Source organism: Holophaga foetida DSM 6591 (assembly GCF_000242615.2).
Classification (GTDB): Bacteria; Acidobacteriota; Holophagae; order Holophagales; family Holophagaceae; genus Holophaga; species Holophaga foetida.
Genome location: NZ_KI912268.1, coordinates 2,629,922 through 2,655,435, shown reverse-complemented (window position 1 = coordinate 2,655,435; position 25,514 = coordinate 2,629,922). Strand labels below are relative to the sequence as shown.

The following is a 25,514-nucleotide window of genomic DNA, read 5'->3' as shown; positions in this document are numbered from 1 at the left end:
TGGCGTATTTCAAAGGGTGTAGAGATCGGGGCGGAAGCGGATGGCATCGGCACAGAGTCCAGCCCTGTCGTCGTAGAGACTGTCGGCCACCTGGACCCAGAAGCCCTGCACCTCCTCGATGTCGCCCTGGCGGTGAAGCTCCTGGACCACTCGACCCGGAAGGGTGACCGTGAAGCGCTGGAGCGCCCGGAGCCGCTCCCGGCTGGGGCCCGCAAAGCGCAGCGCCTCCACTAGCCTCTCGATCCGTTCCCGGTGGGGTCCATATCGAACGATGATGGCGGCCTGATCCCCTTCATCGATGAGCCGAAAGGCCTCGGCGGCCTCACGGAACTGGAACTTGGCGAGATGGGCCTCCTTCACCAGCAGGCCCACCATATCCTTCTCGTCAAAGCTGTTCACCTTGCCGTAGAAGGTCTGAAAATAACGGGTGAAGGCCTCCGGGGCCAAGCTCAGGGCCAGCTCCGGGCACACCCGCAGCAGCTCCCGAGCGGCCTCCTCCCCCTTGAGCAGCAAACCCGAGGGGGCGGGCTTGGGGGGCGTGAAGAGCACCACATCCCCCAGTCGCCCCAGCTTCCCCTCCCGGTTGCAGCGCCCCGCCGCCTGGGCCATGGAGTCCAGGCCCGCCAGGGCCCGGTACACGACCGGGAAGTCCAGATCCACGCCCGCTTCCACCAGCTGGGTCGAGATCACCCGGATGGGATCGCCCGCCTTGAGACGCTCCTTGATCATGCGGATCAGGTCACTGCGGTGCTCGGGACACATGAGCGCCGACAGGTGGAGAGTGCCTTCCGGCATGCAGGCGTGGAGCTCCCGGCAGTCCCGGCGGGTGTTCACGATACAGAGCACTTGGTCCTTTTCGGCCAACTCCTCCGCCAGGGCCCCCCAGGTGACGGGAGTGAAGTCCGGTGAGTGGAGGCGCAGAGCGGTGCGGCGCAGGCTCACCGCCAGACCCGTAGGATCCGGCATCAACTCGCGGACCCCCTCCAGTCCTGTGAAGACCGCCCCCTGGGTGCCGATCCGCCCCTGCAGGGTGGGCTGGGTCGCCGTACAGAGCACCGCCGAGGCCCCGTACTGCCGCACCAGGGTTCCCAGCACCTGGAGGATGGGCTTCAGGAACGAAGAGGGGAGCATCTGGGCCTCATCGAAGACCACCACGCTATCCACCAGATTGTGCAACTTGCGACAGGCCCCGGTGCGGGAGGCGAACAGGGACTCGAAGAACTGGACGTTGGTGGTGACGATGATGGGGGCATCCCAGTTTTCGGAGGCGAGCCGCCCCGCCAGGGTCTCCCGCGCCGGGTCTAGGTTGCTGTGGTGCTCCAGCACCACCCCAGGACCGAATACCTTGGCCAGAACCTCCGCGGTCTGCTCGATGATGCTGGTATAGGGAATGACCACCACCACCCGGCGCTTGCCGTGGCGCACCGCATGGTCCAAGGCGAAGGCCATGGAGGCCAGGGTCTTCCCACCGCCCGTGGGCACCGTCAAAGAGAACAGGCCAGGCGCCAACTCGGCACCATCCCGACAGGAGGCCAGCACCTGGCAGCGCACCCGGTTGACCGGAGAATCATCGGCCCCCCTAGCTAGCCCAGCCATGTGAGCGTCCAGCCTGGCCTTGAGGGCACCTAGGTGGGGCTGCTCCTGACCGCGCAGCTCGACCCGCGCTGGGTCCATGAACGCCTCAGTGTCTAGAAAATCGGCATCCACTAGGCAGGAGAAGAGCATTCTCAGCCAGAGGTGCACGTCTTCCGGATGGTCCGGGTCCACTTTGGGAGGCTGGGTCGGCGGCCTCAGAGATGCCAGTAGCGCAAGCATGCCGTTAACCTGGGCCTCCTTCAACCGGTCTAGCTTGCGGACCCGCGCCTCTAATCCAGAGACACCCCCGATCCAATCGGGAAGCCCGGCATGGTGGCCCGCAATGGGATAGGCCAACAAGGTCCCTTGTATACGCCATTGCCCACAAGCCCAGACCGCACCAGCTGAGCTGTGATCCACCTTGCCATGCTTCCCCTCCAGGTGAGCCTCAGCGTCGTATCCGCTGGCCGTACGCAGATACCTCTGGAAATCCGCCCCTGCCTTCCCAAGATCATGCAACTGGGCCGCCATCTCAGCCCAAGACTCCGAAGCAAATTGAGCGGCAAAGGCACCTGCACGCCGAGCTGTCCCGGCCAAGTGGTCACCCAGGTCATGTTGGCGCCAATCACCTGCCCCACCTTGGACAACATGAGCGAGAACATCACTTTGGGTTGCAGCCATCGCAAGGCCCCCCTGGGTTCACATCACTGACATGACCCCCCAAGAATAGCCATTGCGACTAGACATTTCTTGTCACAAGAATGTAGACGGCTAATTTCCGCGCCTGGCCCTGATTCAGTTGACCAAGGTATTCATCACCGAAGGGAATCGAAGGCCCGCACACTCAAGAGATCCCGGGCCCTCCCTCCCACCATCACCCCAGATCGATGACCACCTTGAGATCCCCGGGATGAGCCTTCCCTTCCTTGAGATAGGCTGCGGACTCGGCTAGGGGCACGATCCGGGTCACGACCCTGGAGACGGCCTCGCGGCTGCCCGCGATGATCCGGGCGGCGTCCTGGAAGCCGCCGGTGCTGCCCATGCTGGCGGCCAGGGTCAGGGACTTCTTCATCACCAGCCCGAAGTCCATCTCCAGACTTCCCTGGTGGCCGATGCAGACGATCTTGCCATCGGGGGCCGCCAGGGCCACGGTCCGCTTGAGGGCGGCGCCGCTGCCCGAGGCTTCCAGGATGAGGTCGAAGCTGTCCGCCTCCAGATCCGTGAGATCCGAGACCCTCGCCTTGACCCCGGGGACCCCCAGAGACGCTGCCACGTCGAGCTTCTCCTGCACCAGGTCCACGATGGTGATGTCCCGGATTCCGTAGTCCTGGAGGGTGAAGAGGGCCAGGGCCCCGATGCCCCCCGCCCCGATGACCAGGGCCTTGCGGACCTTCTTCATGGTTTCGCGGCTGAAGCGCAGGCCGATGGCCGTGGCCGAGACGGACATGGGCTCGGTGAGCACGTAGGAGAGGACATCCCCGCCACCCTCGCAGCGGTAGAGGTGGCGCCGGTTGATCACCATGAACTCGGCGCAGGCGCCGTCCACGGTGATGCCCCGCTTCTGGATGCTCAGGCAGTGGTTCCGGTTGCCCTCGGTGGTGCAGTAGTAGCACTCGCCGCAGTAGAGGGAGCAGTCCCCGGTCACCAGATCCCCCACCGCCAGACCCGGGGCGCAGTTCTCGCCCAGGGCGTCCACCACCCCCACCCACTCGTGTCCGATGAGGATGGGGTATTTGTGAGGGGCCTTGTAGGTGCCGTCGAAGAGCTTCTTATCGGAGCCGCAGAGAGCCACGTAGCGCATCCTCACCCGCACCTCGCCAGGCCCGGGGCTCGGCATCGGCAGCGCGTCCAGGCTGACCTGGCCGGGGGAATGGATGACGAGTCCGCGATTGGCTACATGAGCTGGCATAGGTAGCTCCTGCTTTCTTTCAGGGCCCGTTCCCACTGGGTGTCGTGGTGATGGAGCTCGACGCTGACAAAGTGTTCGTACCCGGAGTTCTTGATGCTGTCGACCACCCGTCGGAAGTCGATATCGCCCTCGCCCGGGATCTCGTGATGGTGGACCCGCCCCTTGATGTCTTCGATATGGATATGGCGGGCGTAGGGCAGGGCCTTCTCGATGGCCTCGTAGGGCTGCTCTTCGCAGCAGAAGACATGGCCGATATCGAGGTTCAGGCGCAGGCGCGGGGAATCCACGGCCTGGATCACCGGCAGGGCGGCATCGGTGGTGCCGATGTAGAACCCTGGTTCGGGCTCCATGACCAGGATCAGGTCGCTTCCCTCTGCCAGGAACTCATCGATGGCCTCCCGGAGGCGGTCCGCCGCCTGTTCGGAGCTCACCTCCTCCCTCAGGAAGCCGCTGTTGAAGTTCATCACCGGCACACCCAGCAGATGGGTGACTTCCATGGAGCGCTTGATCAGGTCCCGTCGCCGCAGCCGTCCCGCGGCATCCGAACCAATGAGGGAGGGCTCGTAGGGCACCTCGCCCAAAAGGGTAGGGCCACCGGCTGCGACACACACGATGGAAATCCCGGCATCCAGGCAGAACTCCCGCAGCTCCCGGATCCTGGCATCGGTGGCGCCCAGCGGGTGCAGGTGGGTGTCGTTCAGGGTGAGCTCGACCCCCTCATAGCCGGCGCCCTTGATTTCCTTCAGCGCGTGGAAGAGGTCCAGATTGCGGAGGGTGGTCGAGTTGAAGCAGAGCTTGAACATGTGATCTCCGGGTATCCGTGTGGGCCGACTTAACGCTGCTTGTACTCGTCCAGGATGGCCTTGACGATCTCGGCAGGCACCTTCACCTGGTAGTCGCCATCGGGATTGAGGCACTTGCCGACCCGCTCCAGGAGCACGAACTTGGTGCCGCCGAGGGTCTTCTTGTTGTCGCTCACCATGACGTGCAGCATCTCTTCGACGGACACATTGGCGGGGATGTTGAGGTCGAGGCCCAAGGTTTCACCGAAGATCCGGTAGTGGCGGTCCACCACCTCGCGGGAGATGTACCCGAGGCGGTTGCCCAGCTCGGCTGCGATGCACATGCCCTTGGCCACCGCCATGCCGTGGGTGATGGCGCCCTTGGTGATGAACTCCATGGCGTGGCCGAAGGTGTGGCCGTATTCCAGGATCATGCCGAGCTTCTTCTCGGTGGGGTCCGCCTTGAGGATCTCCAGCTTGGACAGGATGATCTTCAGGGACAGTTCGGTGATGTCCTGCTCGGTGTAGTCCTTCAGATCGGTCTGGAGCTTGGCTTCGAAGTAATCCACCAGGGAGGGGTCGGAGATCCAGCCATTCTTGATGCCCTCGACAATGGCCGACTTCTTGCCCCCCACGGGCTCGCTCATCAGGAACTGGGTGTCGCCGAAGAGGAAGACGGGTCCGTAGTAAACACCGAACTGGTTCTTGCCGTGGCGGCCGTTCACCGCCTGCTTGTTGCTGAGGCTGCTGTCGGTGACGCCCATCAGGGTGGTGGGGATCTCGACGTAACGGATGCCGCGGAAGATCATGGCCGAAGCCAGACCCACGATGTTGGTGAGGCAGCCGCCGCCGAAGCCGATGACCAGGGAGGCCTTGGAGACGTTCTGGCCAACCAGGGTTTCGCAGAGGTGCTCGAGGGTCTTGAAGGTCTTGGTCTCCTCGGTGTCCTCGATGGTGATGACCGTGACGTTCAGGTTGTTCTCAGGGAAGGACTTCTGGAGCTCGGCTCCATAGAGGTCGAGGAGCATCTGGTTGGTCACCAGGTAGACACGATCGGGGTTCTGCTCCTTGATGAGCCCACCCAGCTGGCCGGTGATCCGGTTGCCGAAGTAGTAGGGGGGGTCCGGGATCAGGTGGGTCTTCAGGCGGACCATTTCACCCGCGGCCAGGAGGTGGGAGACGCCGGGTTCGGAGGAGATCTCGCGGAAGGAGATGGAGGAGGAGGTGGTGAGAGTGGTCATGGGGTTCTCCGTATCGGTGTCTCGTCTGGCGATCCACCTGTATTGTTGTGTGGGACACGATTAAAGTAATTCCACCCCATTTTCTTGTCAACAGGGAAACGCGAAAAAAACTTATCGCCTTAAAAAAAAGCCCCCAAAGGGGGCCATGGAAACACGAATAGCCTTCATTTATGAGCAAATTCAACCTACGAACCCGTTACAGACAGGCCTCCCCAGGGTCGGGTTTATGCCGGTAAATGCCTACCCAACCACACTATGAAAAGGGCAATTAGAACGATAAGCATGGCCCGTCAGGCAAACCACAAGTACCGCAAAACGGGCACAGTAAGCACACCTACAAAATCGGCGCTTCGGGTTCCCCCTCGGCGCCGATGTGTCGTGGACGAAAAGAAAGGCCCCGCTCTCTACCAACCCAGCAGGTACGCGAACACCAGGGGGGCCACAATGGTGGCGTCGGATTCGACGATGAACTTGGGGGTTTCGACATCGAGCTTCCCCCAGGTGATCTTCTCGTTGGGGACGGCGCCAGAGTAGGAACCGTAACTGGTGGTGCTGTCACTGATCTGGCAGAAGTAACCCCAGAGCGGGGTGTTCTTCATCTCCAGGTCCTGCTCGAGCATGGGCACGACGCAGATGGGGAAGTCCCCGGAAATGCCCCCGCCGATCTGGAACATGCCCAGGGGCTTCTTCTTGGTGGTCTGGAGGTAGAAGTCCGCCAGCCAGGTCATGTACTCGATGCCGGTGCGCACGGTATGGACGTTCTTGATCTCGCCCCGGATGACCGCTGCGGCGAACATGTTGCCCAGGGTGGAGTCCTCCCATCCGGGAACCACGATGGGAACGTTCTTTTCGAGGGCCGCCAGCATCCAGGAGTTCTTGGGGTCGATCTGATAGGACTTCTTCAGGGCGCCGGACTTGAGGACCTGCTGGAAGAATTCGTGGGGGAAGAAGCGCTTGCCCTTCTGGTCGGCGTCCATCCAGACCTTGAGCATGGCCTTCTCGATGCGGCGCATGGCCTCCATCTCGGGGATGCAGGTATCGGTCACCCGGTTCATGTGGCGGTCCAGGAGGGCCTTCTCGTCCTGGGGGGTGAGATCCCGGTAGTGGGGCACCCGCTCGTAGAAGTCATGGGCCACCAGATTGAAGATGTCCTCTTCGAGATTGGCGCCGGTGCAGACGATGAGGTGGACCTTGTCCTGGCGGATCATCTCGGCCAGGGAGAGCCCCAGTTCCGCCGTGCTCATGGCTCCGCCCATGGTCACCATCATCTGTCCGCCCTGCTCCAGGAAAACCCGGTACCCCTCGGCCGCATCGATGAGAGCAGCGGCGTTGAAGTGGCGGAAGTGGTACTTGATGTAGGCGCCCACGGGGCCCAGGGCAGGGGCCTTGGGAGCCTTGAGAGCCTTCGGGCTGGCGGCAGACTTGACGGGTTTGGGGGCAGGTTTGGCGGCGCGGGGCATGGCAGTCCTCAAGACAGAAAGTTCCATGGTGGAAGCCTTCTCCGCAATGGTCAATCAAGGCTGCAATCCACCGGAAACGGGAATGTAACTTATTCCCAGAAGGGGTCAACCCTCCGGGTGGGTACCTTCACCTCTGGGGCCCGCACCAGGACATGGGCCAAGTAGTACCCGAAACCGATAAGGGTCTCCAGGGGAGCAAAGTGATGGATGGTGCGATCGAAGAGGAAGGTGGCGGATCCCGGCAACTCCTCATCGGCACCCCACAGGGCCACCGCCAGAGGCACCTTCGGAAACATCTGGAAGCAGGCACCCGCTTGGCCCATGGACAGGGGCCTGGCTCCCAAACGCAGAGCCGCTGTCCGGAAGGCGGAAAGATCGTACTGGAATGCCTCCACCAAGGCATCCAGGACCTCCTTCTTGAAGGCCGGGAAGAAGAGGTCACCCCCCTCCGGAACTTCCTTCAGGCTGATCCAGTTCCCTTCGGGTTCCACATCCCTGGCCCAGGCCAAGTGATGAAGGACCAGCATGCCGGTGCCCAGCGGCAGGGGACGGCCCGCGACCTCATCCAGGACCTGCCTCGAAGGGAGATCAACCCGCACGGATCGCCCCAGGAAGAGGATGGCATAGCCCCCAGGAACACACCGCGCCAGGGTGTTCCTGCAGACCCGCAGGGGGTCCTGGGCTTCCAGATCCGCCAGGGCCTTGTCGAATGCGAAGCGATAGGAAGATGCCATCAGTGATTGTATGCATTCCGCCCCTTGTGAACCCTCTAAAGGGGCTTACGTTTTGGGCACCATGAGTCCCCATGTCCGCTTGGCCCGCCTCAGCCTGGAGCACTATCTGCGGTACCACCGGCCGCTGACCCAGGTTCCGCCGGATATTGCCGAGGCCCTGAAGGGCCAGCGGGCCGGGGCGTTCGTTTCCATCCACACACGGGAAGGGGATCTGCGGGGATGCATCGGCACCCTCAGCCCCTGCCGGGAGAACTTGGTGGAGGAGATTCTGTGCAATGCCATCTCGGCGGGCACCCAGGACTACCGTTTCGTCCCCGTGTCCCTTCCGGAGATGGAGGATCTGGCGATCAAGGTGGATGTCCTCTCCGAGCCAGAGGACATCCGCTCCGCCGAAGAACTCGACCCCCGCCGCTATGGGGTCATTGTCTACAACACCGAGGGCCGACGGGGAGTGCTACTGCCGGACCTGGAGGGGGTGGATTCCGTGGACGATCAGATCCGCATCGCCTGCCGCAAGGCCGGGATCGACCCCAGGGGGGAGCGGTACAAGCTGCAGCGCTTCACCGTGGAGCGGTTCAGGGAGTGAACTTCAGGGCCTGGGCTCGACCCCGGCCAGGATCCCGTCCACCATCGATTGCAGCGAGGCGAGTGAACGGTTCCTCACCGGATAGCCATTGACGAACAGGGCAGGCACGGAGGCCACACCGGCCTGGCGGGCATCCTTCCGGTCTTTAGCCAGACGGGCGGCTGCCTCGGTGCCAGCCTGATCGAGCCTGAAAAGCTCCATGTTCAGCCCGGCCTTCAGGGCCGCACTCTGGATGGTTTCCGCAGTCCAGGGAGCACCTGCGAACAGGGCGTCATGCATGGGCCAGAACTTGCCCTGCAACTGGGCCGCGATCGCGGCCAGCGCAGCTCCCTCAGCACGGGAGTGGGAGGGCAGGGGAGCGTGCTTGAACACGATCCTCAATCTGTCCTGGTTCTGGGCCAGCAGCTTCTGGAGGATGGGAGCCTCCTTGGTACACCATGGGCATTCAAAGTCGGAGAACACGACCAGCGTCACGGGTGCTTGATCCGGCCCCAGGGCAGGAGCCCCATGCGTGTCAATCGTCTTCGCCAGGGCGAGATCCACCACCGTGATCCGATTGTCCCGGCCACTGGCCAAGTAGAGGGATTCCCCATCCGAAGCCGCCTCGATCCCCCGGATATCCGCCCCCACCGGAAGTTCGCCCTCCTTCCGGCCGTTTGCGGCGAAGATGCGCACCTTAGCGTCCTCGCAAAGCACGAACACCCGACGGGAGTCCTTCGAGTGGGCGATGGCCAGGGGTTTGGCGGGCAGCTCCCAGGTGGCCCGTACCGACCACCCGATTCCGGCAGACACCTGGAAGGGTGCGCCCGCCCAGGCGGGGCTCGCCAGGCAAGCCCAGACGAGGGCGGACCTCAGAGCGTGGGACCTCAAGGTTCAACCTTGCAGGTGCTGGAGCAACCATCCCCACCCACCTGGTTCCCGTCATCGCAATCCTCACCGGGATCCACCGTTCCATCCCCGCAGATCGGGAGCATGCAGGCGCTGGAGCAACCATCTCCGTTCACCACATTCCCGTCATCGCACTCCTCACCGGGATCCACCGTTCCATCCCCGCAGACCGGGAGCATGCAGGTGCTGGAGCAACCATCTCCGCTCACCAGGTTCCCGTCATCGCATTCCTCACCGGGGTCCACCGTTCCATCCCCGCAGGTCGCGAGCACGCAAGCACTTGAGCAACCATCTCCGTTCACCAGGTTCCCGTCATCACATTCCTCACCGGGGTCCACCGTTCCATCCCCGCAGACCGGGAGCTTGCAGGCGCTGGAGCAACCATCTCCGTTCACCAGATTCCCGTCATCGCACTCCTCTCCGGGTTCCTGCACCCCGTTGCCGCACTCTGCCCCGAGAATTGTGACTGCATAGGCCTTGGTGCTGTGGTCCTCTGCCGTCACGGTGTAGGTGACCGCAGCACTGAAATTCTGGTAGACCCCGCTGGCCGGTGAGATATCCGTTCCCTGGTGGGTGATGCTCGGAGCCAGGTGGGTGCGGTCCGTGCCAGCCGGAACCACAGCCCTGACAGTGTCCGAGCTGATCGTGCCCTCCTGGCCCAGAACGACGAAGCGGGTGATGTCCTTTCGGGAACTAGGTGCTCCGGAACCTCCCCCGCACCCCAACCAGCAGACAGTGGAGACTCCAATAACAACCATGAAAACAACATTAAACACCGACAGACGCACAGAAGCCCCCACCGTCAACCTCCAGAACCGCAAGAATTTGCACCAGAGAGACAAAGCCGATCCGGCATGTCCGTAATGGACGAGTCAAACACTGCCCGAATCTTGGCAGGCCCCCTCGATAGGCACAAGGGCACCCCATGTAGCCGAACGGATGTAAGTAAGAAAGCTATCCAGGGACGGGGGCCTTGAGCCTATTCAGAACACCTCGTTCACAAGCCTTTCGAGCTCGGCCACATTCCCGCAAGGAAAGACCCGGGTGCACCAGGGAGCGTAGACGCCCATGATGCCGTCGCGATCCGCCCATGCCTCCCGGGGCAGGGGGTTCAGCCAGTACAGGGCGGCGGCGGCCTCCCGGACCTCCTCCAGCACCTCATGGCCGTCCACCGCGTTCCAGTTGTTCCGGGCATCCCCGAGGATGATCACCGTGGTCTTCCGGGTCAGGGTATCCAGGTGTTCCACGTGGAACTGCCGGAGGACTTCCCCGTAGTGGCTGTATCCCGTGAGATCGTGACCCCGGAGGCGGACCCGGCTCATATCCTCCTCCCCCAGGAACTCGGTGATCTCCTGGAGCCGATCCACGAAGGCGAAGGAGCGCACCCGGTTGAAGCGCCGCTGGAGGATCGCCACAAAGAGGAGCATGAAGCAGCTGAACTGCCGCACCGAGTTGGACATATCGCAGAGCAGCCAGAGATCGGGCCGGGAGGGTCGGCGCTCGGTGTGCGCCAGCCAGAGGGGCACACCCCCGGCCTTCACAACCCGGTGCAGGCTTCGCCGCAGGTGGATCAGGCCGGACTTCGCGGCCCTGCGCCGACGCCCCTTCCGGGTGGCCAGACGCCGGGCCAGGCGCTCCAGTTCCCGGGTGATCCGCTCCACCTGGGGCCCCTGGGCATCGGTGAAGGAGAGCTGCCGGGGGTTGCCCCGACGGAGCTGTTCCACCACGCATTCCCGGGCCATGCTCCGGGCCAGCCCCCGCTCCACCTCCTCGGTCAACAGGGTATGCCACTCCTCCAGAAGCCGTCTGGCGGAGGCGTATTCCTCCACCGTGAGCCCACTGGCCCTCTGGCGGGCCTCCACCCGGGCCGCGACCTCGCCCCACCCACTGACCCGTTCCAGGCGATCAAGGGCTGCCTCCCGGTCATCGATGAGCTCCTCCAGGCGGAGGCTCCGGCAGAGCCCATGGATGAAGTCGATCTCCCGGGACAGGACGGCCTCCAGGAGGCGCTCAATGGGCACCCCACCGGCCCCGTGGTCCAGGCCCTCACCGGTGGCGCTTCGCGCCAGGCCCCCAAAGCGCTCCGAGTGCCACTCGTCCTCCGGGCCCAGGAAGAGCTCGGTGAGCCGTTGCACCAGCTCGGTACCCCACTCGGCCTTCACCAGGGTGGCGTTGAGAAGGGTGTGCAGCTCCCTGCGCTCGAGACGCCGACCCTCCATGGCCCTCAGGGCCCGGGTGCAGTCGAGCACCTCCGCCGGTCCCACGGGAATGCCGGATCCCCGGAGGATGCGGGTCAGATCAAGAACCAGGAATTCCACGGAACCATTCCGCCTGCGAGAGCTTCTCCGTCATGCGCCGACAGTCCTCCTGGTGCTTGAGCAGGACATTAAGGGTGGCCTGGGCCAGCTCAGGAGTCAGGGTCTCGGCCCCCAGGTGCTCCAGCACCCGGGTCCAGTCGATGACCTCGCTGATGCTGGGATGCTTCTTGAGCTTCTCCAGGCGCAGGCGCCGCACGAAGGTCACCACCTGCCGCCCCAGGGATTCTGTCAGGCCGGGGAAGTGGAGGCGCAGGATGTCCAGCTCCCGGGCCTCGCTGGGGTAGTCCAGGTAGAGGTAGAGACAGCGGCGGCGCAGGGCCTGGCTCAGATTCCGGGTGTTGTTGCTGGTGAGGATAACCGAAGGGATGGTGGTGGCGGCGATGGTGCCGGTCTCGGGGATGGAAACCTGCCACTCGGAGAGGACCTCCAGGAGGAAGCTCTCGAACTCCTCGTCGCTCTTGTCGATCTCGTCGATGAGGAGCACCGAGGGTTGGTGGCCGGAGATGGCCTTGAGGAGGGGGCGCTCCATGAGGAACTCGGGGCCGTAGATGCTGGTGTGGGCGCTGGTCCACTTCCGGTGGTCGGGGTCCTGGGTCTGGATGTAGAGAAGCTGCTTCTGGTAGTTCCACTCGTAGAGGGCCTTGCCCTCGTCGATACCCTCGTAGCACTGGAGGCGGATCAGCTCCCGCTCCAGGAACTGGCTCCAGGCCTTGGCCAAGCCTGTCTTCCCGGCCCCGGCGGGGCCCTCGATCAGGAGGGGCTTCTGGAGCAGCACCGAGAACTGGAGCACCAGGGCCGTGGCGTCATCGGCGATGTAGCCCTGTTTGGCGAGCCCCTGCTTGATCTCCGCAGCATCCACGGCAGCCTCCTGGGATGCCTCCATGGAAACGCGGGGCAGGGGCGGAGTCAACCATCTGGTATGACAAGCGGAAATCCCTCCTCACGGAAGAGAATTCCGTACCCCTTGCGGACGCAGTTGTGATCGCTTGAGAGCCAGTCCTAATTCCATGGCGGAAGTCTGAACACCTACCGTTGGCTTTTGAGGCATGGCTACTTTACAGACATAAGCTCAGGAAAGATCCGGCTCCACGAAGAGGAAGCGGATTTGGGGGAACCTGGCCTTGAGGCGGGCCTCCAGGGCGTTGCTGGCCGCGATCAGGGCCTCGCCGGTGACCTGATCCTTGAAGCGGAGCTTGAGGGCCACCATGAGCTGATCCGAGCCCACCACCACGGTGACAAGGTTCAGGACCCTGTCCACCTGGACATCCTCCAGGATCTCCAGGCGAATGGACTGCCGGAGCCGCGTGGGGGCAGCCTCGTTGAGGAGAAGGCTCGTGACCTCCACACCTACGAAGATGGCCACGGCGATGAGGATCAGGCCGATACCCAGGCTGCCGATGCCATCCCAGATGGGATTGCCGGTGACCATCGTGAGGATCACCGCCACCAGGGCCAGGGCGAGGCCTGCCATGGCTGCGATATCCTCGGCCAGGACCACCACCAGCTCTGTGGCACTGCTCTCCTGCAGGTAGCGGAAAAGGCCCTTCTTCCCGCGTTCCGCCCGGCAGGCATTCATGGCCCCCAGGAGGGAGGCGCCCTCCAGGAACATGGCGAAAACCAGGAGCCCCACGGCCCACCACAACCCATGCGGGGTTTCGGGGTGGCGGATCTTGTGGATGCCCTCCACCACAGAAAAGATGCCGCCCACACTGAAGAGGAGGAGAGCCACCAGGAAACTGGCCACGAAGGCGGCCTGGCCCTGGCCCAGGGGGTGCTTGGCTGTCGGTGGCTTCTGGGCCTGCTTCATACCCAGGAAGAGAAGGGCCTGGTTTCCGCAATCCGCACTGGAATGGATCGCCTCCGTCAACATAGATGCAGAGCGGGTGAGGCCGAAGACCAGGAACTTGGAGATGGCGATGCCGAGATTCGCACCGAGAGAGAGGGCCAGAGCCTTGGAACTGGATGCAGACATGCCGCTCCTTGAAAAGGGACATCAAGCAGAATTCCACAGCTGGGGAACTCTGGCACCGTCGAACTTCGATCCCGATCGTCAGCTTGGCTCAGCCGTTCAGCTCAAGGGCCATGGATCGAGCTTTTCCCCTCGTTAAAAGCTCGATCCGCGGCCCTACCTCCTGAGCAGCCTCGCCCCCACCACCGCCAGGACCGCCACGACCGCACCCGCGATCCATGGGAGCCAGGGCCGGGATTTCTCAGCGGCCTGGTCCACCTTGGCCACTTGGCGGGAGGCCCCCTCAGGATCGGGTTCAGCCTTCCCCAGGCCCAGGGGCTTCCTCTGGTAGAGGGCCCGGCTGGAATCCGGCAGGGCCCCCAGATCCCCCGGGGCCTTCCGGGCTTCGCCTCCGAGGTGGAGGAAATAGGTGGCTCCCGCCTCGGCAGGAAAGAGGAGGGTCTCCCGGCGCACCAGGACCCGCACACCCTCCGGCCTGGCACCCTCCGGAAAGCCCAGCTCCAGCTCGTCCGTAAGCACCGGGGTAATCGATACCCGGCTGGAGCGGCTCTCCAGGGCCGGGAGATTCCAGACCAAGCCTTCACAGCGGGTCCGCAGGGCATAGTCGGGCTCAGGGATCTCTCCGCGCCCAGGCCGAGAGGGAAGGGAGACTTCAGGATGGATGGGAGCCAGGGGAGCTTCCATCTGAAGCTCCAGCCCCACCACCCGCTCCCTGGCCCCCAGCTTGACCTGCCAGTGGCCTTCCGCCTTCTTCTGGAGCACCTGGGGCACCAGCCACTCCCCGCTCTGATGATCAGGCTCCGTCCGGGCCGTGACCTTCACCCCCCGGACCCTGGGGGCCTTCCCGTAAGCTCCCAGGAGGGTGATGCGATAGCTGCTGGCATCCCAAGGGATGGAGATGGCCTCCCGCCCCTCGGCCCCCTCCAGGCGAAAGACCTGGAGGGGGAGATCCTGGTCCAGGGTGATGGGACCACCCCCCTCCCCGCGCCGCTCGACCTTCACAGGGCAGACCCAGGAGCCACTGCCCTCCAGCTCCAGTTCGATCCGGAGCTGCTCCCGCTCCCGCACCTGCCATCCTTCGGGAAACTTCAGAGCGAATTCGGCGGTGGGCCGTCCCTGGGAATCCCGTCCCAGCAGAACCCGCTCCAGATCCAGGCGCCGGGGTTCCCACAGCCCCTCCCGCTCCACCAGGAAGGGCACGGAGCGGCCCTTCGCATCCCCCACCCAGAGACTGGGCATCTGAGCCTGGGCTTCGCCATCCAGAGGCAGGCGCACCCAGCCCCCCTGGGAGGCCTGGCTCAAGGGACGCCGCACCAGACCAGAACGGTCCTCGGTCGTCCCACAGGCCATCAGAAGCAGCAGGGCGCACGCACCACTCAGGCTTCTCATTCCCCCTCCTTCCGGGCCAGACGGATGCGGTTGGCCGTGAGGGCCGCCACCAGGAAGATCACCCCCACCCCCAGGAAGGCCAGGGCCCGGAGGATGGCGTCTACCTCGGACATGTCCACCAGGATCAGCTTGAGGCTGGCGATGCCCAGCCAGGTATAGCCCGCGATGGCCAGGCCCATCCGAAGCCCCTCCACATCCAAGGAAAGGCTCTTGAGCCATTGGACGGCACCCGAAGCCGCCCAGACCAGGGTCATGGAGATGGAGGCCCCAAGACCCGTGCCCCCGGCCCAGCGCACGCCGCGGCTCACTTCCAGTGCCAGTGCGATATTGGCGATGAGCTCCAGCAGGATGAAACCCAAAGCCCGAAGGCCTCCCCCCCGGCGGGCGAGGAGCCCCCAGGCCAGGGTGGCCAGCACCGCTTCGCCGAAGGCGCGATTGAGGAAGGGCGTCACACCGGAGCGTTCAAAGAGCTGTGTGGCGTGGACCATCCAGGTGAGGGTGGCCAGGACGCTCATGCCCACGGCCAGAAGCATCAGGGAGCGCAGCTCCTCCTTCTCCCAATCGGGGTGCTCGCTGGCGTACTCCACGGCCCAGGCCAGACCCAGGGCGAAGAGGCCCCAGAGGAGGCCAACCCATTTCCAGTCCAGGGCGATGGGCACCGCCAGGGCCAGATGGCCCCCGGCGAGCACCAGCAGGCCCAGATCGGCACTATGGCCCTCGAGTCTTTCCCGGAGAGGCTTCACCAGTCCGAGGTTGATGGCGGCCACCAGGAGCACCTGGGCGCAGAACCACTCGTGGGCGAGGTGGAGTTTTTTCCACAGCACCCAAGCCAGACTGGTGGCGGTCAGGGACACCAGGAACCAGAGCAGGGTGGGCGAGCTGGGACGCTCCTCCTGACGGGGAAGCCAGATCCAGATCCCGGCCAGAACATAGTGCAAGGCCAGCAGCGCCATCAAGCTGCCTGCGTCAGCCGCCTGAACCTCACCGCAGGAGAGGGCCACCAGGGCCCAGGTGCCCACCACCGCCATCCAGCGGGCCACCCCCCAGCGGGCGCCAATGCCCGAGACATAGGGAACCAGCAGTGCCGCCCCCACAAGAACCGCCAAGTAGAGGGTCAGGGCGATCTCGTGATGGCCCCCCTGGCTGAAGACCAGGGGGGTGAGGAGGCCCGCCAGAAGCCCGACCCAGAGGGGCGGGGCAAAGCGGGCCCGCCCGGCGAGTCCTCCGGCGAAGATCGCAGCCACGGCGGATCCGGCGAAACCCAGGCCCACCGGGATCAAACCCTGGTTGATGGAGCCCCAGCGCAGGGTGAACATCAGGGTTCCCAGTCCCGCCAGCAGAATGCAGCTGCCCAGCTGGGGGCTGCGCCCCAGGACCATGAGCGCTGATCCGGCGGCGAGCGCGCAGCCCACCACCAGCCCCAGCACAAAGCGCATCTCCGGTCCGATCCAGCCCCGCTGGATCGCAAGGTGCAGAAAGAAGACCGCCCCCAGGAGGAAGATCACCGCGCCGATGGCGGCGATGAGCAGGATGGGACTGGGTGCCGAAGTCCGGTCCGAAACCGGAGTGACCCTGGGAAGGATCGGTGGCCGCGGTGGGACCGGAGGGATGGGCGGTGCAAGGGGCGCCAAGCCAGGGTCCGTCTTGTCATGGGGCGAAGCGTCCTCGGGGGGCAAGGTTGCCTTGGCCCGCGCCACCAGCCATGCGACCTGCTCCTCCAGATGGCGGAGACGTTCCTGGATATCAGTGGTTGATTCGCTCATGGGGGTCCTGGAGTGATTACAACATCCTAGAGCGAAACCCGGGTTTTACGATCAATTCAGCGGTGTCACTCGTGTCGTGACCGTGGACCCATCAACGGGCATCCTTGTCCTGACGGCCCCGGCCAGGAAACCGGCCTGCTGAGACTCCCCCGGCCTGGAGGGGAACTGGACGACGAATACGACCTGTCCCAGGTTGCTTGCCTGGCTCTGGGCCACCTCCCTGAGGCCGTCCTCGTCCAAGCCGTTCACGATGGCAATGGAGTATTCGAAGGCGGGGCCTGTTACATTCCAGGGGTTCTTGAGAGGGGCACCGGTCTCCCGCAACTGGGTTTCCAGATCCTTGTGGAGATCCTGGTCCAGTTTCCCTTGCACCATCCCCATCTCGAACTGGTTCACGAGCACCCCGGTTCCGGTGGAGAGGTGCGTGAGAGCCACCCGATCCTGTGCCCGATTCCTCTGGCCGATGAAGGCCGGAATGGCTATGGCTGCAAAGACGCCTGCCAAGAAGAGGAAGACGGGGATGGCCACCAGAGAGAGGATGCCCATGATCATCCCGGCGCTGCTGGGGGCACGATAGGTGTCAGGAGCATTCCTGGCCAAGGTCTTGGCCTTGTTGTTCTGCACGATGGCGATGATCCCCAGGATCACGGCGGCTGGGAAGAAGATGATGACCAGCACCAGGGCCCAGATCCCGCAGTGGCGTGAGGCCCTGGCGCCGGGGGCCTCGGGGAGGGAAAGGGATCTGTCCATGGCTGGCTCCTGGTCTGGGTAGGATGCCCCCAATCGTATAGGGCTCTGCCTCTTCACCTCAACCCCGCTCTTCCTGGTCTGGGTCGTAGTTCCATATGGTCCGGGCGATCTTCGATTCCGGGAAGTCCGGGAAGACCTCGCCCTGTTTGAAGCAGCGGCGGCTGCCTGACTTGGCGAGCGTGGACCAGTAGCCGGGGCGGGTGCAGGCCTCGCCGGGAAGCGCCCGGCGAATGCCATCCGGGGACTGGGGCGTTTCAAGGGGCGTCTCGGGCATGGGGAGGAAGTAGTCCTTCTCCTCCTCGGGCACGGTGCCGTCCTCGTAGCGGTGATCCTCCCAGATCAGGTGCCAGGTGGTGGGGATGGTTTCGGTGTCCCGAATGAACCGGCCCTTGAAAAAGATGGATTCCTTGAGTTCGCCATATTCCCGGAGCACCGTCGGTGCAATGGTCCCCCCCAGGAGGTAGTTCATACAGGTCCCTTCCTCATTGGGTGCATAGATGCCATCCACGGGAACCTGTCGACCGGTCTTAACTTGGCGTGGTCGGCTTGGTGGGGGGGGCAGGGGCGGAAGAGGATCTGGAAAAGGGTGCTTGGGGAGATCTTCCGGGAGTAGGGCCCAGGTGGGGGAATAGGCGGCGGGCTGTTCTGGTTTCGGCTCAAGGGCACCCAGAGCTCCGCGCCTCGCGAGACTGATTGCATCTGCCAGATTCAGCAGCTCTCCGCCTCGGGTAATGTAGGAATCGGGATTGTCCTCACAATCGTTTTGCCAGATGAGCGTCGCTAGATGGCTAAATCCCTCAGTGCTCTGGACCAGAAACCCTTCCTCGTGCCGGTGAAACACGCTGCGATTGCCCTGAGCCAGCCACCGCAAGCCTCTTTCGAGGTGATCGATATCATTCAACGACCGCTTGTAAATATCGAGTTCCAGTTCGTTCGGGTCGTTGTCAGGGTGGTTCTGGACCACGGACTCGATGAGGGCCAGGAAACGCTGTTGGGAATTGGCTACATCTCTCCAGTAGGTCAAGGAACTGCACCGTTTCAGGAGCCAGAAGATCTTCCGCTGTTCGATGTCACTGACCATTGCCGTTCCTTTCATCTCTGGGGCTCGGCGCGGTATTCGATGCGCTCACCAGCCAGGATCACTTTGTAGGCACGCTCGTATTCCAGGAGGGTATTCGTTTCAGCGTCATAGACCTCCCGGAAGTTTTCGAACCCGTGGATATCCACCGAATCCGCCCAACCTGTCTTCTCGAACTTGAAGAGCACGCCATTGCTGGCCCGGTATTCAGACGACCCCGTTCGGATCGCCTCCTGTGCGGCCTTCAGGATGGCCTCACTCTCTCCCGGCTTCAGGGGAATATGCGCCACGAGTTGCTGTCCGCCGCCCTCTAGCCACTGCCCGGTAGCGGGATGGACTTGTCCGGCCGCCTTCCCCTCCCAAGCGCACAATTCCAGGTTGGGCGGGAGGTGGCAGGTGGCCCGGTATCCGTCTTTGTTGAAGGTATCCAGGACCGCACTTCGCTCCCGCCAATCCTTTGCGCGACGATAGATTGTCCCCTGAGGTTGCCACCAAGCGCCAGATGGGCCTGCCTTGCTGAGGTCGTAATATCTTTCCATGGAATAGGGGCCACGAATTCTTGTGGCATTAATGGGGCCTGAAAATGCCTGTATCCCCTCGTAAACGCCATCTTCCGACAACTTTTTCATCAGATTCGGCCACCCCTCTCTGTGCTGGTATACCTTTGCGATCTCCGTTTCTTGATTCTTCCCCGCCGCATTCTGCGGGAACTTCATCTTCCTCCGCCCCAGCTCCTTGGCCCGCTTGCTGACCAGCCTGGCTTCTGCTTCCCGTGTCATCGCCTTGCCCTGGCCGCTGATCGCCCGCCACTCGCCCTCGTAGATAGCTGCCTGGACGTTCTTGAGCTTCTGGTTCAGGTCCTTGACGGCCTTGGGGATCATCTCGCGGCCGAGCTGACGGATTTCCTGGAAGCCCTGGCGGAGCCAGGCCAGTTTGTCGAGCACGGGTGCAGGCAGGAGCTTGAAGCTGCCCTGGATCTTCTCAATTGCCTGGATCAGACGATCCATGACCCCCTGGAACTTCGCCACGAGCGTCCACTGGTGCGCCGTCAGGTTCAGCTCCCGGATGAACTTCACCGCGTTTCCGCTGCCCACGCGGTTCAGGAACAGCACGATCTCCTTCAGGAGGCCCCGACTCTCGGCGGCGGTCTTGGCCCCCCGGTTGAGGAGGCGTCCTACACCCTTCAGGACACCGCCCCCCACGGGGATCAGGGCCAACAGGAGAATCACCAGCAGCACCCACTCCGCGACTTCCTTGCGTTTCTCCGGGAACTTGACCATGTGGATGAGGACCGCCAGGAGGTCCCGTATCGCCGTCACATCGCCCACCAGGGGGATGCACCCGATGAGGGCATCCACGATGATCTGGCTGACGGTCATCTTCTCGTTGAAGCAGCCCTGGACCGTGCCCCAGGTCCAGTCGATCATCTCCACTGCCGCCGACTTGATGTGGGCGGGCCGGTGGTATTCAGGGTTGTATAGCCCCTTGGAGGTCGAATCTCCGTAGGTCTTCACCAGGTTCTTGACGGGGCTCAGAAGGTCCATGATGCCTTGCAAGCCTCTTGTGTGTAGAAGGGGCCGACCCAGGCCCCTTTCTCCGCCATCAAGATCCAATCCCGGATGTTCACCTCAGTCCCGCTCTTCCTGGTCTGGGTCGTAGTTCCATATGGTCCGGGCGATCTTCGAATCCGGGAAGTCCGGGAAGACCTCGCCCTGTTTGAAGCAGCGGCGGCTGCCTGACTTGGCGAGCGTGGACCAGTAGCCGGGGCGGGTGCAGGCCTCGCCAGGGAGCGCCCGGCGAATGCCATCCGGGGGCTGGGGCGATTCCAGGGGCGTCCCTGGCATGGGGAGGAAGTAGTCCTTCTCTTCCTCGGGCACGGTGCCGTCCTCGTAGCGGTGATCCTCCCAGATCAGGTGCCAAGTGGTGGGAATGGTTTCGGTGTCTGGCAGCATGGCATATTCACCAGCTCCAAGGTATTCCCGCGTCAATTCGCCATATTCCCGGAGCACTTTCGGCGCGATGGTCCCCCCCAGGAGATAGTTCATACAGGTGCCTTCCCCCTCGGGTTCGTAGATGCCGTCCACAGGCACCTGCTGACCTGTCTTCACTAGGATCGGACGAGCCGGGAGGGCGGGCACAAGCGGTAACGGATTTGGGAAAGCGTGCTTGGGGAGGTTCTGGGGGAGGAGGAGCCAAGTTGAGTAGTAGGCGGCAGGCTGATCTTCTCCTGGTTCATAGATCACCCCGTGAAACGCTCGATCCGCCGCCTTGCCGGGCTCCTCAAGGCGGGGCCATCCATCGGGGGTGCAATCAAAGGTATCCAGTTGGATCACGTAGTTAGAAGCGGCACCAGAATGATAAAGATCCCCTTCCGGGTTCTGGCGCAATACGGAGCGGTCCCCCTGGCTGAGCCGTTTCAAGCCCCGCTCAAAGCGTATCTGGTCATTTAATGCGTACCGATAGAGATTGACCAGCATGGAGTCTGGGTCATTCTGAGGGTGATTCTGGATTTCATGCTCCACGAGATCAAAAAAGGTTTTGTGGACTTCTCCGATTTTCTGCCAAAGGCCTAGGGACGTGTAGCGTTTTAAGAGCCAGAAAATCTTGCGCAGGTCATATTCACTGATCATGGTTTGCCCTTTTCCTTTTGGGATTCAGTTCGGTATTCGATGCGCCCTCCGGAGAGAATGACTTTGTAGGCGCGCTCGTAATCCAAAAGATTTTCCGTTTCTGGCGTGAAGACGTCACGGAAATCTTCAAATCCATGGATACCTACGGCGTCCTTCCATCCAGTCTTCTCAAGCGAAAAAACCAGTCCCTCTGGGGTTCTGTAACTTCGACCATCTTTGAGATGCTTTAACATCTCAGATTCGGACTTGCGAATGGACCCCAGGTCCAGATAAAGCTGCTTTGCGCCACCTTCCAGCCACTGGCCCGTTTCGCGATTCATCTGCCCCGCTGTAGTTCCCTCCCAGGTCCGCAACTCGACACCTGGAGGGATGTGACAAGTGACGATGTGACCATTGGTGCTGAAGTTATCCAGGACTGCAAGATCCTCACGCCAATGCCTTGCATTCGCTGGCGATACTCCCGGAGGAAGCCACCAGGCCCCAGTGACACCATTGTGGTCAAGCTGGATCACCCGCTTAATCGTGCATGGCCCCTTGATCGTGGATGCCTGGATTTTCCCGGAAAAAGCTTCGATTTCTGTGTATTTCCCATATTTCTTACTAAATTTTTCCATCAGATCCGGCCACCCCTCTCGGTGCTTATAGACCTTGGCGATCTCCGTTTTCTGTCCTGCTCCCGCCGCATTCTGCGGAAACTTCATCTTCCTCCGCCCCAGCTCCTTGGCCCGCTTGCTGACCAGCCTGGCCTCTGCTTCCCGTGTCATCGCCTTGCCCTGGCCGCTGATCGCCCGCCACTCGCCCTCGTAGATGGCTGCCTGGACGTTCTTGAGCTTCTGGTTCAGGTCCTTGACGGCCTTGGGGATCATCTCGCGGCCGAGCTGGCGGATTTCCTGGAAACCCTGGCGGAGCCAGGCCAGTTTGTCCAGTACAGGTTTAGGCAGGAGCTTGAAGCTGCCCTGGATCTTCTCAATTGCCTGGATCAGACGATCCATGACCCCCTGGAACTTCGCCACGAGCGTCCACTGGTGCGCCGTCAGGTTCAGCTCCCGGATGAACTTCACCGCGTTTCCGCTGCCCACGCGGTTCAGGAACAGGACGATCTCCTTCAGGAGGCCCCGGCTCTCGGCGGCGGTCTTGGCCCCCCGGTTGAGGAGGCGTCCTACACCCTTCAGGACACCGCCCCCCACGGGGATCAGGGCCAACAGGAGAATCACCAGCAGCACCCACTCCGCGACTTCCTTGCGTTTCTCCGGAAACTTGACCATGTGGATGAGGACCGCCAGGAGGTCCCTCGCGGCGGTGACATCCCCCACGAGGGGGATGCAGCCAATGAGGGCGTCCACAATGATCTGGCTGACGGTCATCTTCTCGTTGAAGCAGCCCTGGACCGTGCCCCAGGTCCAGTCGATCATCTCCACTGCCGCCGACTTGATGTGGGCGGGCCGGTGGTATTCAGGGTTGTATAGCCCCTTGGAGGCCGAGTCCCCATAGGTTCTGGCGAGGGTATCGAGCACGCCCATTACCGGCCTCCTGATTCGGAAGTTGATGGAGATTCCGTTTGCCCATCGGCCGTAAAGCGGGCCATGACTTCGTCCAGAGACTCCTGGTATTGGGGGTTCTTGGTCATATCCTTCCGCTGGTGAGGGCGGCAGTCCTCCTCAAAGCGGACCTGGGCGGGCCCGGGGGGAGTTCCCTCCAGGCGGGCGGTGCCCTTGGCATCGGTGATCCCCTTTCGGGTGCTGCCATCGGCGAACTTGACCTCGAAGCGCGCCCCCTGGACGGCCTCGTCATCGTGATAGAGGTGCTGGAGTTCCAGGTCGCCCGGCTTGAGGTCCCCCCGGGGCAAGCTGGGCATGGCCACATCGGCACGAAGCGCCCCCATGGCCCACTTCACGGTGGCCGTCCGCAGTTCCAGATCCCCCGGCATCTTGAGGGTGATCTTGCCGTCCTTGAGGAGGATCTCCAGGCCCCCTGCGGCGAGGCGGAGGCTGTCCTTGGCCAGGACTTCGATGCTGTTGTTGGCGCTGACAATCTGCACATCCTGGTCGGCCACCACGCCGATCTTCCCTTCGTGGGCCTGGATATCGACGTTGCCTTTGCCTGCGATGGCCTTGATGCCGGATTTGGCGGCAAAGACGCTCCAGGCTTCCTTGGCTGCCATCATGATGCGCTTGCCTGCGGCGATAACCGTATCGCCGCCGCTGTCCAGGTGGATATGCTCCCCGGCGGTGGTGACATGGCTGGCGGGGGTGCTCTGCACGATGCCTGCGGGGCTGCTGAGGGCCAGGACGGGGTCGGCGAAGGCGGGGATTTCGTTGCCCTTGGTGGTCTCGGTCTTCTTGAGGGTGTCCTGGAGCTTCTTGGCGGTCTCCAGGGTGCCCAGGGCTTCGAGCTGGTGCTTTTCGGAGACCTCGCTCAGGGCCTTGGAGAGTTCCTGGCCCCCTTCGAGCTGGCTGTGCAGCCCTGCGGATTCCAGGGCGGCGCTGCCGCCTTCGGTGCTGATCAGCAGGCCCTTTTCGCCGCGCAGAGCGCCGTAGGCTTCGCTGCGCAGCTCGAAGCCCGTGCCCTTGGCTTCCGCCACGCCCAGGGCCCGGGGGTGCACGATGTGGCCCAGGTTCAGCTCGGTTTTCGCCTGGTCACTGGCGAGTCTGGCCCGCAGTTCGTTGGTGCTGTCATCGAAAAGGAGTTCGTTGCCCCCCGTGCCCTTGTGCATCTTGGAGCGCATGCCGGAAATGGCCTTGTCGCCCGGGAGGCTGGAGGCCAGGCTGAACATGGCGGGCTTTCGGCGGCCCCCGGGCAGCACCCCCAGGACCACGGGCTTGTCCGGGTCGTTGTTCAGGAACTGGATCAGCACCTCGTCCCCGGCCCGGGGCAGGAAGCCCCCGCCCATGCCCTGGCTGGACCAGGGCTGAAGCAGGCGCACCCAGGTGCAGTCCCGATCGGTGCCGATGGCCCCGGCCAAGGGGTGATCCTCCGTCCGCAGGCAGTGGAGCTGCACCTTGATGCGGCCCACCTCGTCGGTGTGAACCTCCTCGCCCTCTGGGCCCACGACGGTAGCCGTGATTGGGCCGGGGATCGGGGCCTCAATCTCCTCGGGCAGGATGGGGATGCCCTGGCGCAGGCACTCGAAGCGATTGGTGTAGACCTGCGCCGCCTCGTGGCCGGTCTTCAATCCCCCGAAGTTGTTCTCGGCCTCCAGTTTCAACGCGGTCAGGACGAAGGTGCGTTGGGCCTTGGGGTCGGCGTCGTGGACGGGGTGATTCTCCAGGACGAAGCTGGTGCCCACGCAGAAATCCCGTACGGTGCCTTCGCCCGCAAAACATTTGGTACGCTGCTCCCAGACCTGGGCCCGGCTGGTGGTGCGCTTTTCGTGTCCCGCCAGATCGTCGTGCTCCAGGGGGGCCTCGTGGCGGTAGTCCTCCAGGGTTGAAGCCAGGGCGTTGCCGAAGCTCCCCTGGTTCGAAAGGAGCTCCTCACTGGTGGTACTCAGCGAGCCATTGCTGTGATCCCAGGCGCGGCGGGTGACCTTGCCCACCTGGAGCACCCGCTGGGCCTGCCAGCTCGTGATGGTGTCGGCCTCTTCGGTGCCATCGGCCCGGTGGAAGCGCACCTCCCCGGCTTCGTTCTTGTCCAGGTCCCGGGGGTCGTCAAAGAGGATGAGGCTGTGCTGGGGGTGCTCGGGGCTGCTATCGGGGTGGGGCAGGATGACGAAGGAGACGCCGATCTTGGCGAGGCGGCGACGGATGAAGTCCCACTTGTTCTCGTCGCATAGGAAGGCGAAGTCCCGGAGGGGGTAGGTCTTGAGGCAACGGTCTTCGAGGTGGAGGGTGGCGGCAAAAACGCTATTGTTGGCCAGCTCTTCGTTGATCAGGAGCTTGGCGATTTCCAGATCGGTCTTCTGGAGGAAGATTCGGGAACTGCGGCCCAGGCGCAGGGCGGCGGTGACGGGCTCCACCACGAGGCGATAGGCGGAGAATCCACCATCGGACCCCTCGCTGTGGACTTCGGTGATGACCCCGCAGATGAGGCGCTTGCCGCCGCTGTCCGTGAGGATGCTGATCTCGACGGGAACGCCTTCGAGGGTCTTGAGGGGGACGTGGGCATCCTGGGAGAGGGTTTCGACCTCAAACCTGAAATTCTCATTGATCGCCTCGGAACCCCTGAGTCGATGGACCAGGAACCTGCCCTCGGGGATGCCGCTGTCGGCGGAGAAGTGGAGCTCGATGAGGCGGGTGGCCTGGCCGATGAAGGCGTTGAGGAGATCCGCCAAGCTGCTGGGCAGCTGCGGCAACTTGCTGGTCAGGCTGGATAGGGTGGAATCCAGGAGGCTCATGGCAACGCTCCAATAATTAGAACATCCACCAGCCTATCAAATGAATTAATTTTGCTCCAGCCAAAGGAGATTCCCCACACCATGGTATGGGAAATCCTGATGATTAAAG

General features: G+C 63.2%; 20 protein-coding genes and 1 pseudogene. 1 reads left to right on the top strand and 20 read right to left on the bottom strand.

The window, feature by feature from the left end; genetic code table 11:
- Positions 1-9: 9 nt before the first annotated feature.
- The 6 genes from HOLFODRAFT_RS0211905 to HOLFODRAFT_RS0211880 all read right to left on the bottom strand — a co-directional run bounded on the left by HOLFODRAFT_RS0211905 (position 10) and on the right by HOLFODRAFT_RS0211880 (position 7,701).
- Positions 10-2,256, bottom strand: coding sequence for a CRISPR-associated endonuclease Cas3'' (locus HOLFODRAFT_RS0211905; protein WP_084053610.1), 2,247 nt, complete (start codon positions 2,254-2,256; stop codon positions 10-12).
- A gap of 193 nt (positions 2,257-2,449) precedes the next feature.
- On the bottom strand, positions 2,450-3,484 hold the full coding sequence (locus tag HOLFODRAFT_RS23175; protein ID WP_005032274.1) for a zinc-dependent alcohol dehydrogenase: 1,035 nt from the start codon (positions 3,482-3,484) through the stop codon (positions 2,450-2,452).
- Positions 3,469-4,287, bottom strand: a complete 819-nt coding sequence (locus tag HOLFODRAFT_RS20930; RefSeq protein WP_005032273.1) for a sugar phosphate isomerase/epimerase family protein — start codon at positions 4,285-4,287, stop codon at positions 3,469-3,471. The genes HOLFODRAFT_RS23175 and HOLFODRAFT_RS20930 overlap by 16 nt, the downstream gene beginning before the upstream one ends.
- Positions 4,288-4,316: 29 nt before the next feature.
- A complete protein-coding gene (locus HOLFODRAFT_RS0211890) occupies positions 4,317-5,507 on the bottom strand; it encodes a 2-deoxy-scyllo-inosose synthase (protein ID WP_005032271.1) in 1,191 nt (396 codons plus the stop codon).
- A gap of 404 nt (positions 5,508-5,911) precedes the next feature.
- The gene (locus HOLFODRAFT_RS0211885) at positions 5,912-6,994 is read right to left on the bottom strand and encodes a deoxyhypusine synthase family protein (RefSeq protein WP_211237957.1); all 1,083 of its coding nucleotides are present in this window, start codon (positions 6,992-6,994) and stop codon (positions 5,912-5,914) included.
- 62 nt (positions 6,995-7,056) lie between these two features.
- The gene (locus tag HOLFODRAFT_RS0211880) at positions 7,057-7,701 is read right to left on the bottom strand and encodes a DUF3786 domain-containing protein (protein WP_005032268.1); all 645 of its coding nucleotides are present in this window, start codon (positions 7,699-7,701) and stop codon (positions 7,057-7,059) included.
- A gap of 61 nt (positions 7,702-7,762) precedes the next feature.
- On the opposite strand from HOLFODRAFT_RS0211880, the gene amrA reads away from it, so the two are divergent.
- Positions 7,763-8,287, top strand: a complete 525-nt coding sequence (gene amrA, locus HOLFODRAFT_RS0211875; RefSeq protein ID WP_005032266.1) for an AmmeMemoRadiSam system protein A — start codon at positions 7,763-7,765, stop codon at positions 8,285-8,287.
- 3 nt (positions 8,288-8,290) lie between these two features.
- Here the strand turns inward: amrA and HOLFODRAFT_RS23170 are convergent, their stop codons facing one another.
- The 14 genes and pseudogenes from HOLFODRAFT_RS23170 to HOLFODRAFT_RS0211810 all read right to left on the bottom strand — a co-directional run bounded on the left by HOLFODRAFT_RS23170 (position 8,291) and on the right by HOLFODRAFT_RS0211810 (position 25,405).
- Positions 8,291-9,157: a thioredoxin domain-containing protein gene (locus HOLFODRAFT_RS23170; protein ID WP_005032264.1), complete on the bottom strand. Its 867-nt coding sequence runs from the start codon at positions 9,155-9,157 to the stop codon at positions 8,291-8,293.
- Positions 9,154-9,933: a DUF4215 domain-containing protein gene (locus HOLFODRAFT_RS0211865; RefSeq protein ID WP_084053767.1), complete on the bottom strand. Its 780-nt coding sequence runs from the start codon at positions 9,931-9,933 to the stop codon at positions 9,154-9,156. Before HOLFODRAFT_RS0211865 ends, HOLFODRAFT_RS23170 begins: the two co-directional genes overlap by 4 nt.
- 225 nt (positions 9,934-10,158) lie before the next feature.
- On the bottom strand, positions 10,159-11,493 hold the full coding sequence (locus HOLFODRAFT_RS0211860) for a VWA domain-containing protein (protein WP_005032260.1): 1,335 nt from the start codon (positions 11,491-11,493) through the stop codon (positions 10,159-10,161).
- A complete protein-coding gene (locus tag HOLFODRAFT_RS0211855; RefSeq protein WP_005032258.1) occupies positions 11,474-12,352 on the bottom strand; it encodes an AAA family ATPase in 879 nt (292 codons plus the stop codon). Before HOLFODRAFT_RS0211855 ends, HOLFODRAFT_RS0211860 begins: the two co-directional genes overlap by 20 nt.
- 210 nt (positions 12,353-12,562) lie before the next feature.
- Positions 12,563-13,465, bottom strand: coding sequence for a cation diffusion facilitator family transporter (locus tag HOLFODRAFT_RS0211850; protein ID WP_005032257.1), 903 nt, complete (start codon positions 13,463-13,465; stop codon positions 12,563-12,565).
- Positions 13,466-13,618: 153 nt separating this feature from the next.
- Complete coding sequence (locus HOLFODRAFT_RS0211845; RefSeq protein ID WP_005032255.1) at positions 13,619-14,851, bottom strand: hypothetical protein; 1,233 nt, start codon at positions 14,849-14,851, stop codon at positions 13,619-13,621.
- Positions 14,848-16,614, bottom strand: coding sequence for a DUF2339 domain-containing protein (locus HOLFODRAFT_RS0211840; RefSeq protein ID WP_005032252.1), 1,767 nt, complete (start codon positions 16,612-16,614; stop codon positions 14,848-14,850). Before HOLFODRAFT_RS0211840 ends, HOLFODRAFT_RS0211845 begins: the two co-directional genes overlap by 4 nt.
- 51 nt (positions 16,615-16,665) lie before the next feature.
- Positions 16,666-17,364 (bottom strand): hypothetical protein, encoded by a 699-nt coding sequence (locus tag HOLFODRAFT_RS0211835; protein WP_005032250.1) that lies wholly within the window; start codon positions 17,362-17,364, stop codon positions 16,666-16,668.
- 58 nt (positions 17,365-17,422) lie between these two features.
- Positions 17,423-17,833 carry an Imm72 family immunity protein gene (locus HOLFODRAFT_RS25880; protein ID WP_482793352.1) on the bottom strand — a complete coding sequence of 137 codons (411 nt, stop codon included), beginning with the start codon at positions 17,831-17,833 and terminating at the stop codon, positions 17,423-17,425.
- 348 nt (positions 17,834-18,181) lie between these two features.
- Positions 18,182-18,445 (bottom strand): annotated as a pseudogene (locus HOLFODRAFT_RS25875) (Imm71 family immunity protein); the annotation flags it as partial.
- Between the two features lie 11 nt (positions 18,446-18,456).
- On the bottom strand, positions 18,457-19,986 hold the full coding sequence (locus HOLFODRAFT_RS0211825; protein ID WP_005032246.1) for a hypothetical protein: 1,530 nt from the start codon (positions 19,984-19,986) through the stop codon (positions 18,457-18,459).
- Positions 19,987-20,070: 84 nt separating this feature from the next.
- Positions 20,071-21,072 carry an Imm72 family immunity protein gene (locus HOLFODRAFT_RS0211820; RefSeq protein ID WP_005032244.1) on the bottom strand — a complete coding sequence of 334 codons (1,002 nt, stop codon included), beginning with the start codon at positions 21,070-21,072 and terminating at the stop codon, positions 20,071-20,073.
- Positions 21,069-22,592, bottom strand: a complete 1,524-nt coding sequence (locus HOLFODRAFT_RS0211815) for a hypothetical protein (RefSeq protein ID WP_005032243.1) — start codon at positions 22,590-22,592, stop codon at positions 21,069-21,071. The genes HOLFODRAFT_RS0211820 and HOLFODRAFT_RS0211815 overlap by 4 nt, the downstream gene beginning before the upstream one ends.
- Positions 22,592-25,405, bottom strand: a complete 2,814-nt coding sequence (locus HOLFODRAFT_RS0211810) for a type VI secretion system Vgr family protein (RefSeq protein WP_005032239.1) — start codon at positions 25,403-25,405, stop codon at positions 22,592-22,594. Before HOLFODRAFT_RS0211810 ends, HOLFODRAFT_RS0211815 begins: the two co-directional genes overlap by 1 nt.
- Between the last annotated feature and the right edge of the window lie 109 nt (positions 25,406-25,514).

Excerpts from the sequence above, each read along its gene's own strand:
- HOLFODRAFT_RS0211905 (WP_084053610.1), bottom strand. The coding sequence starts at position 2,256 with ATGGCTGCAACCCAAAGTGATGTTCTCGCTCATGTTGTCCAAGGTGGG.
- HOLFODRAFT_RS23175 (WP_005032274.1), bottom strand. The coding sequence starts at position 3,484 with ATGCCAGCTCATGTAGCCAATCGCGGACTCGTCATCCATTCCCCCGGC.
- HOLFODRAFT_RS20930 (WP_005032273.1), bottom strand. The coding sequence starts at position 4,287 with ATGTTCAAGCTCTGCTTCAACTCGACCACCCTCCGCAATCTGGACCTC.
- HOLFODRAFT_RS0211890 (WP_005032271.1), bottom strand. The coding sequence starts at position 5,507 with ATGACCACTCTCACCACCTCCTCCTCCATCTCCTTCCGCGAGATCTCC.
- HOLFODRAFT_RS0211885 (WP_211237957.1), bottom strand. The coding sequence starts at position 6,994 with ATGGAACTTTCTGTCTTGAGGACTGCCATGCCCCGCGCCGCCAAACCT.
- HOLFODRAFT_RS0211880 (WP_005032268.1), bottom strand. The coding sequence starts at position 7,701 with ATGGCATCTTCCTATCGCTTCGCATTCGACAAGGCCCTGGCGGATCTG.
- amrA (WP_005032266.1), top strand. The coding sequence starts at position 7,763 with ATGAGTCCCCATGTCCGCTTGGCCCGCCTCAGCCTGGAGCACTATCTG.
- HOLFODRAFT_RS0211865 (WP_084053767.1), bottom strand. The coding sequence starts at position 9,933 with ATGGTTGTTATTGGAGTCTCCACTGTCTGCTGGTTGGGGTGCGGGGGA.
- HOLFODRAFT_RS0211850 (WP_005032257.1), bottom strand. The coding sequence starts at position 13,465 with ATGTCTGCATCCAGTTCCAAGGCTCTGGCCCTCTCTCTCGGTGCGAAT.
- HOLFODRAFT_RS0211845 (WP_005032255.1), bottom strand. The coding sequence starts at position 14,851 with ATGAGAAGCCTGAGTGGTGCGTGCGCCCTGCTGCTTCTGATGGCCTGT.
- HOLFODRAFT_RS0211840 (WP_005032252.1), bottom strand. The coding sequence starts at position 16,614 with ATGAGCGAATCAACCACTGATATCCAGGAACGTCTCCGCCATCTGGAG.
- HOLFODRAFT_RS0211835 (WP_005032250.1), bottom strand. The coding sequence starts at position 17,364 with ATGGACAGATCCCTTTCCCTCCCCGAGGCCCCCGGCGCCAGGGCCTCA.
- HOLFODRAFT_RS25880 (WP_482793352.1), bottom strand. The coding sequence starts at position 17,833 with ATGAACTACCTCCTGGGGGGGACCATTGCACCGACGGTGCTCCGGGAA.
- HOLFODRAFT_RS0211825 (WP_005032246.1), bottom strand. The coding sequence starts at position 19,986 with ATGGACCTTCTGAGCCCCGTCAAGAACCTGGTGAAGACCTACGGAGAT.
- HOLFODRAFT_RS0211820 (WP_005032244.1), bottom strand. The coding sequence starts at position 21,072 with ATGATCAGTGAATATGACCTGCGCAAGATTTTCTGGCTCTTAAAACGC.
- HOLFODRAFT_RS0211815 (WP_005032243.1), bottom strand. The coding sequence starts at position 22,592 with ATGGGCGTGCTCGATACCCTCGCCAGAACCTATGGGGACTCGGCCTCC.
- HOLFODRAFT_RS0211810 (WP_005032239.1), bottom strand. The coding sequence starts at position 25,405 with ATGAGCCTCCTGGATTCCACCCTATCCAGCCTGACCAGCAAGTTGCCG.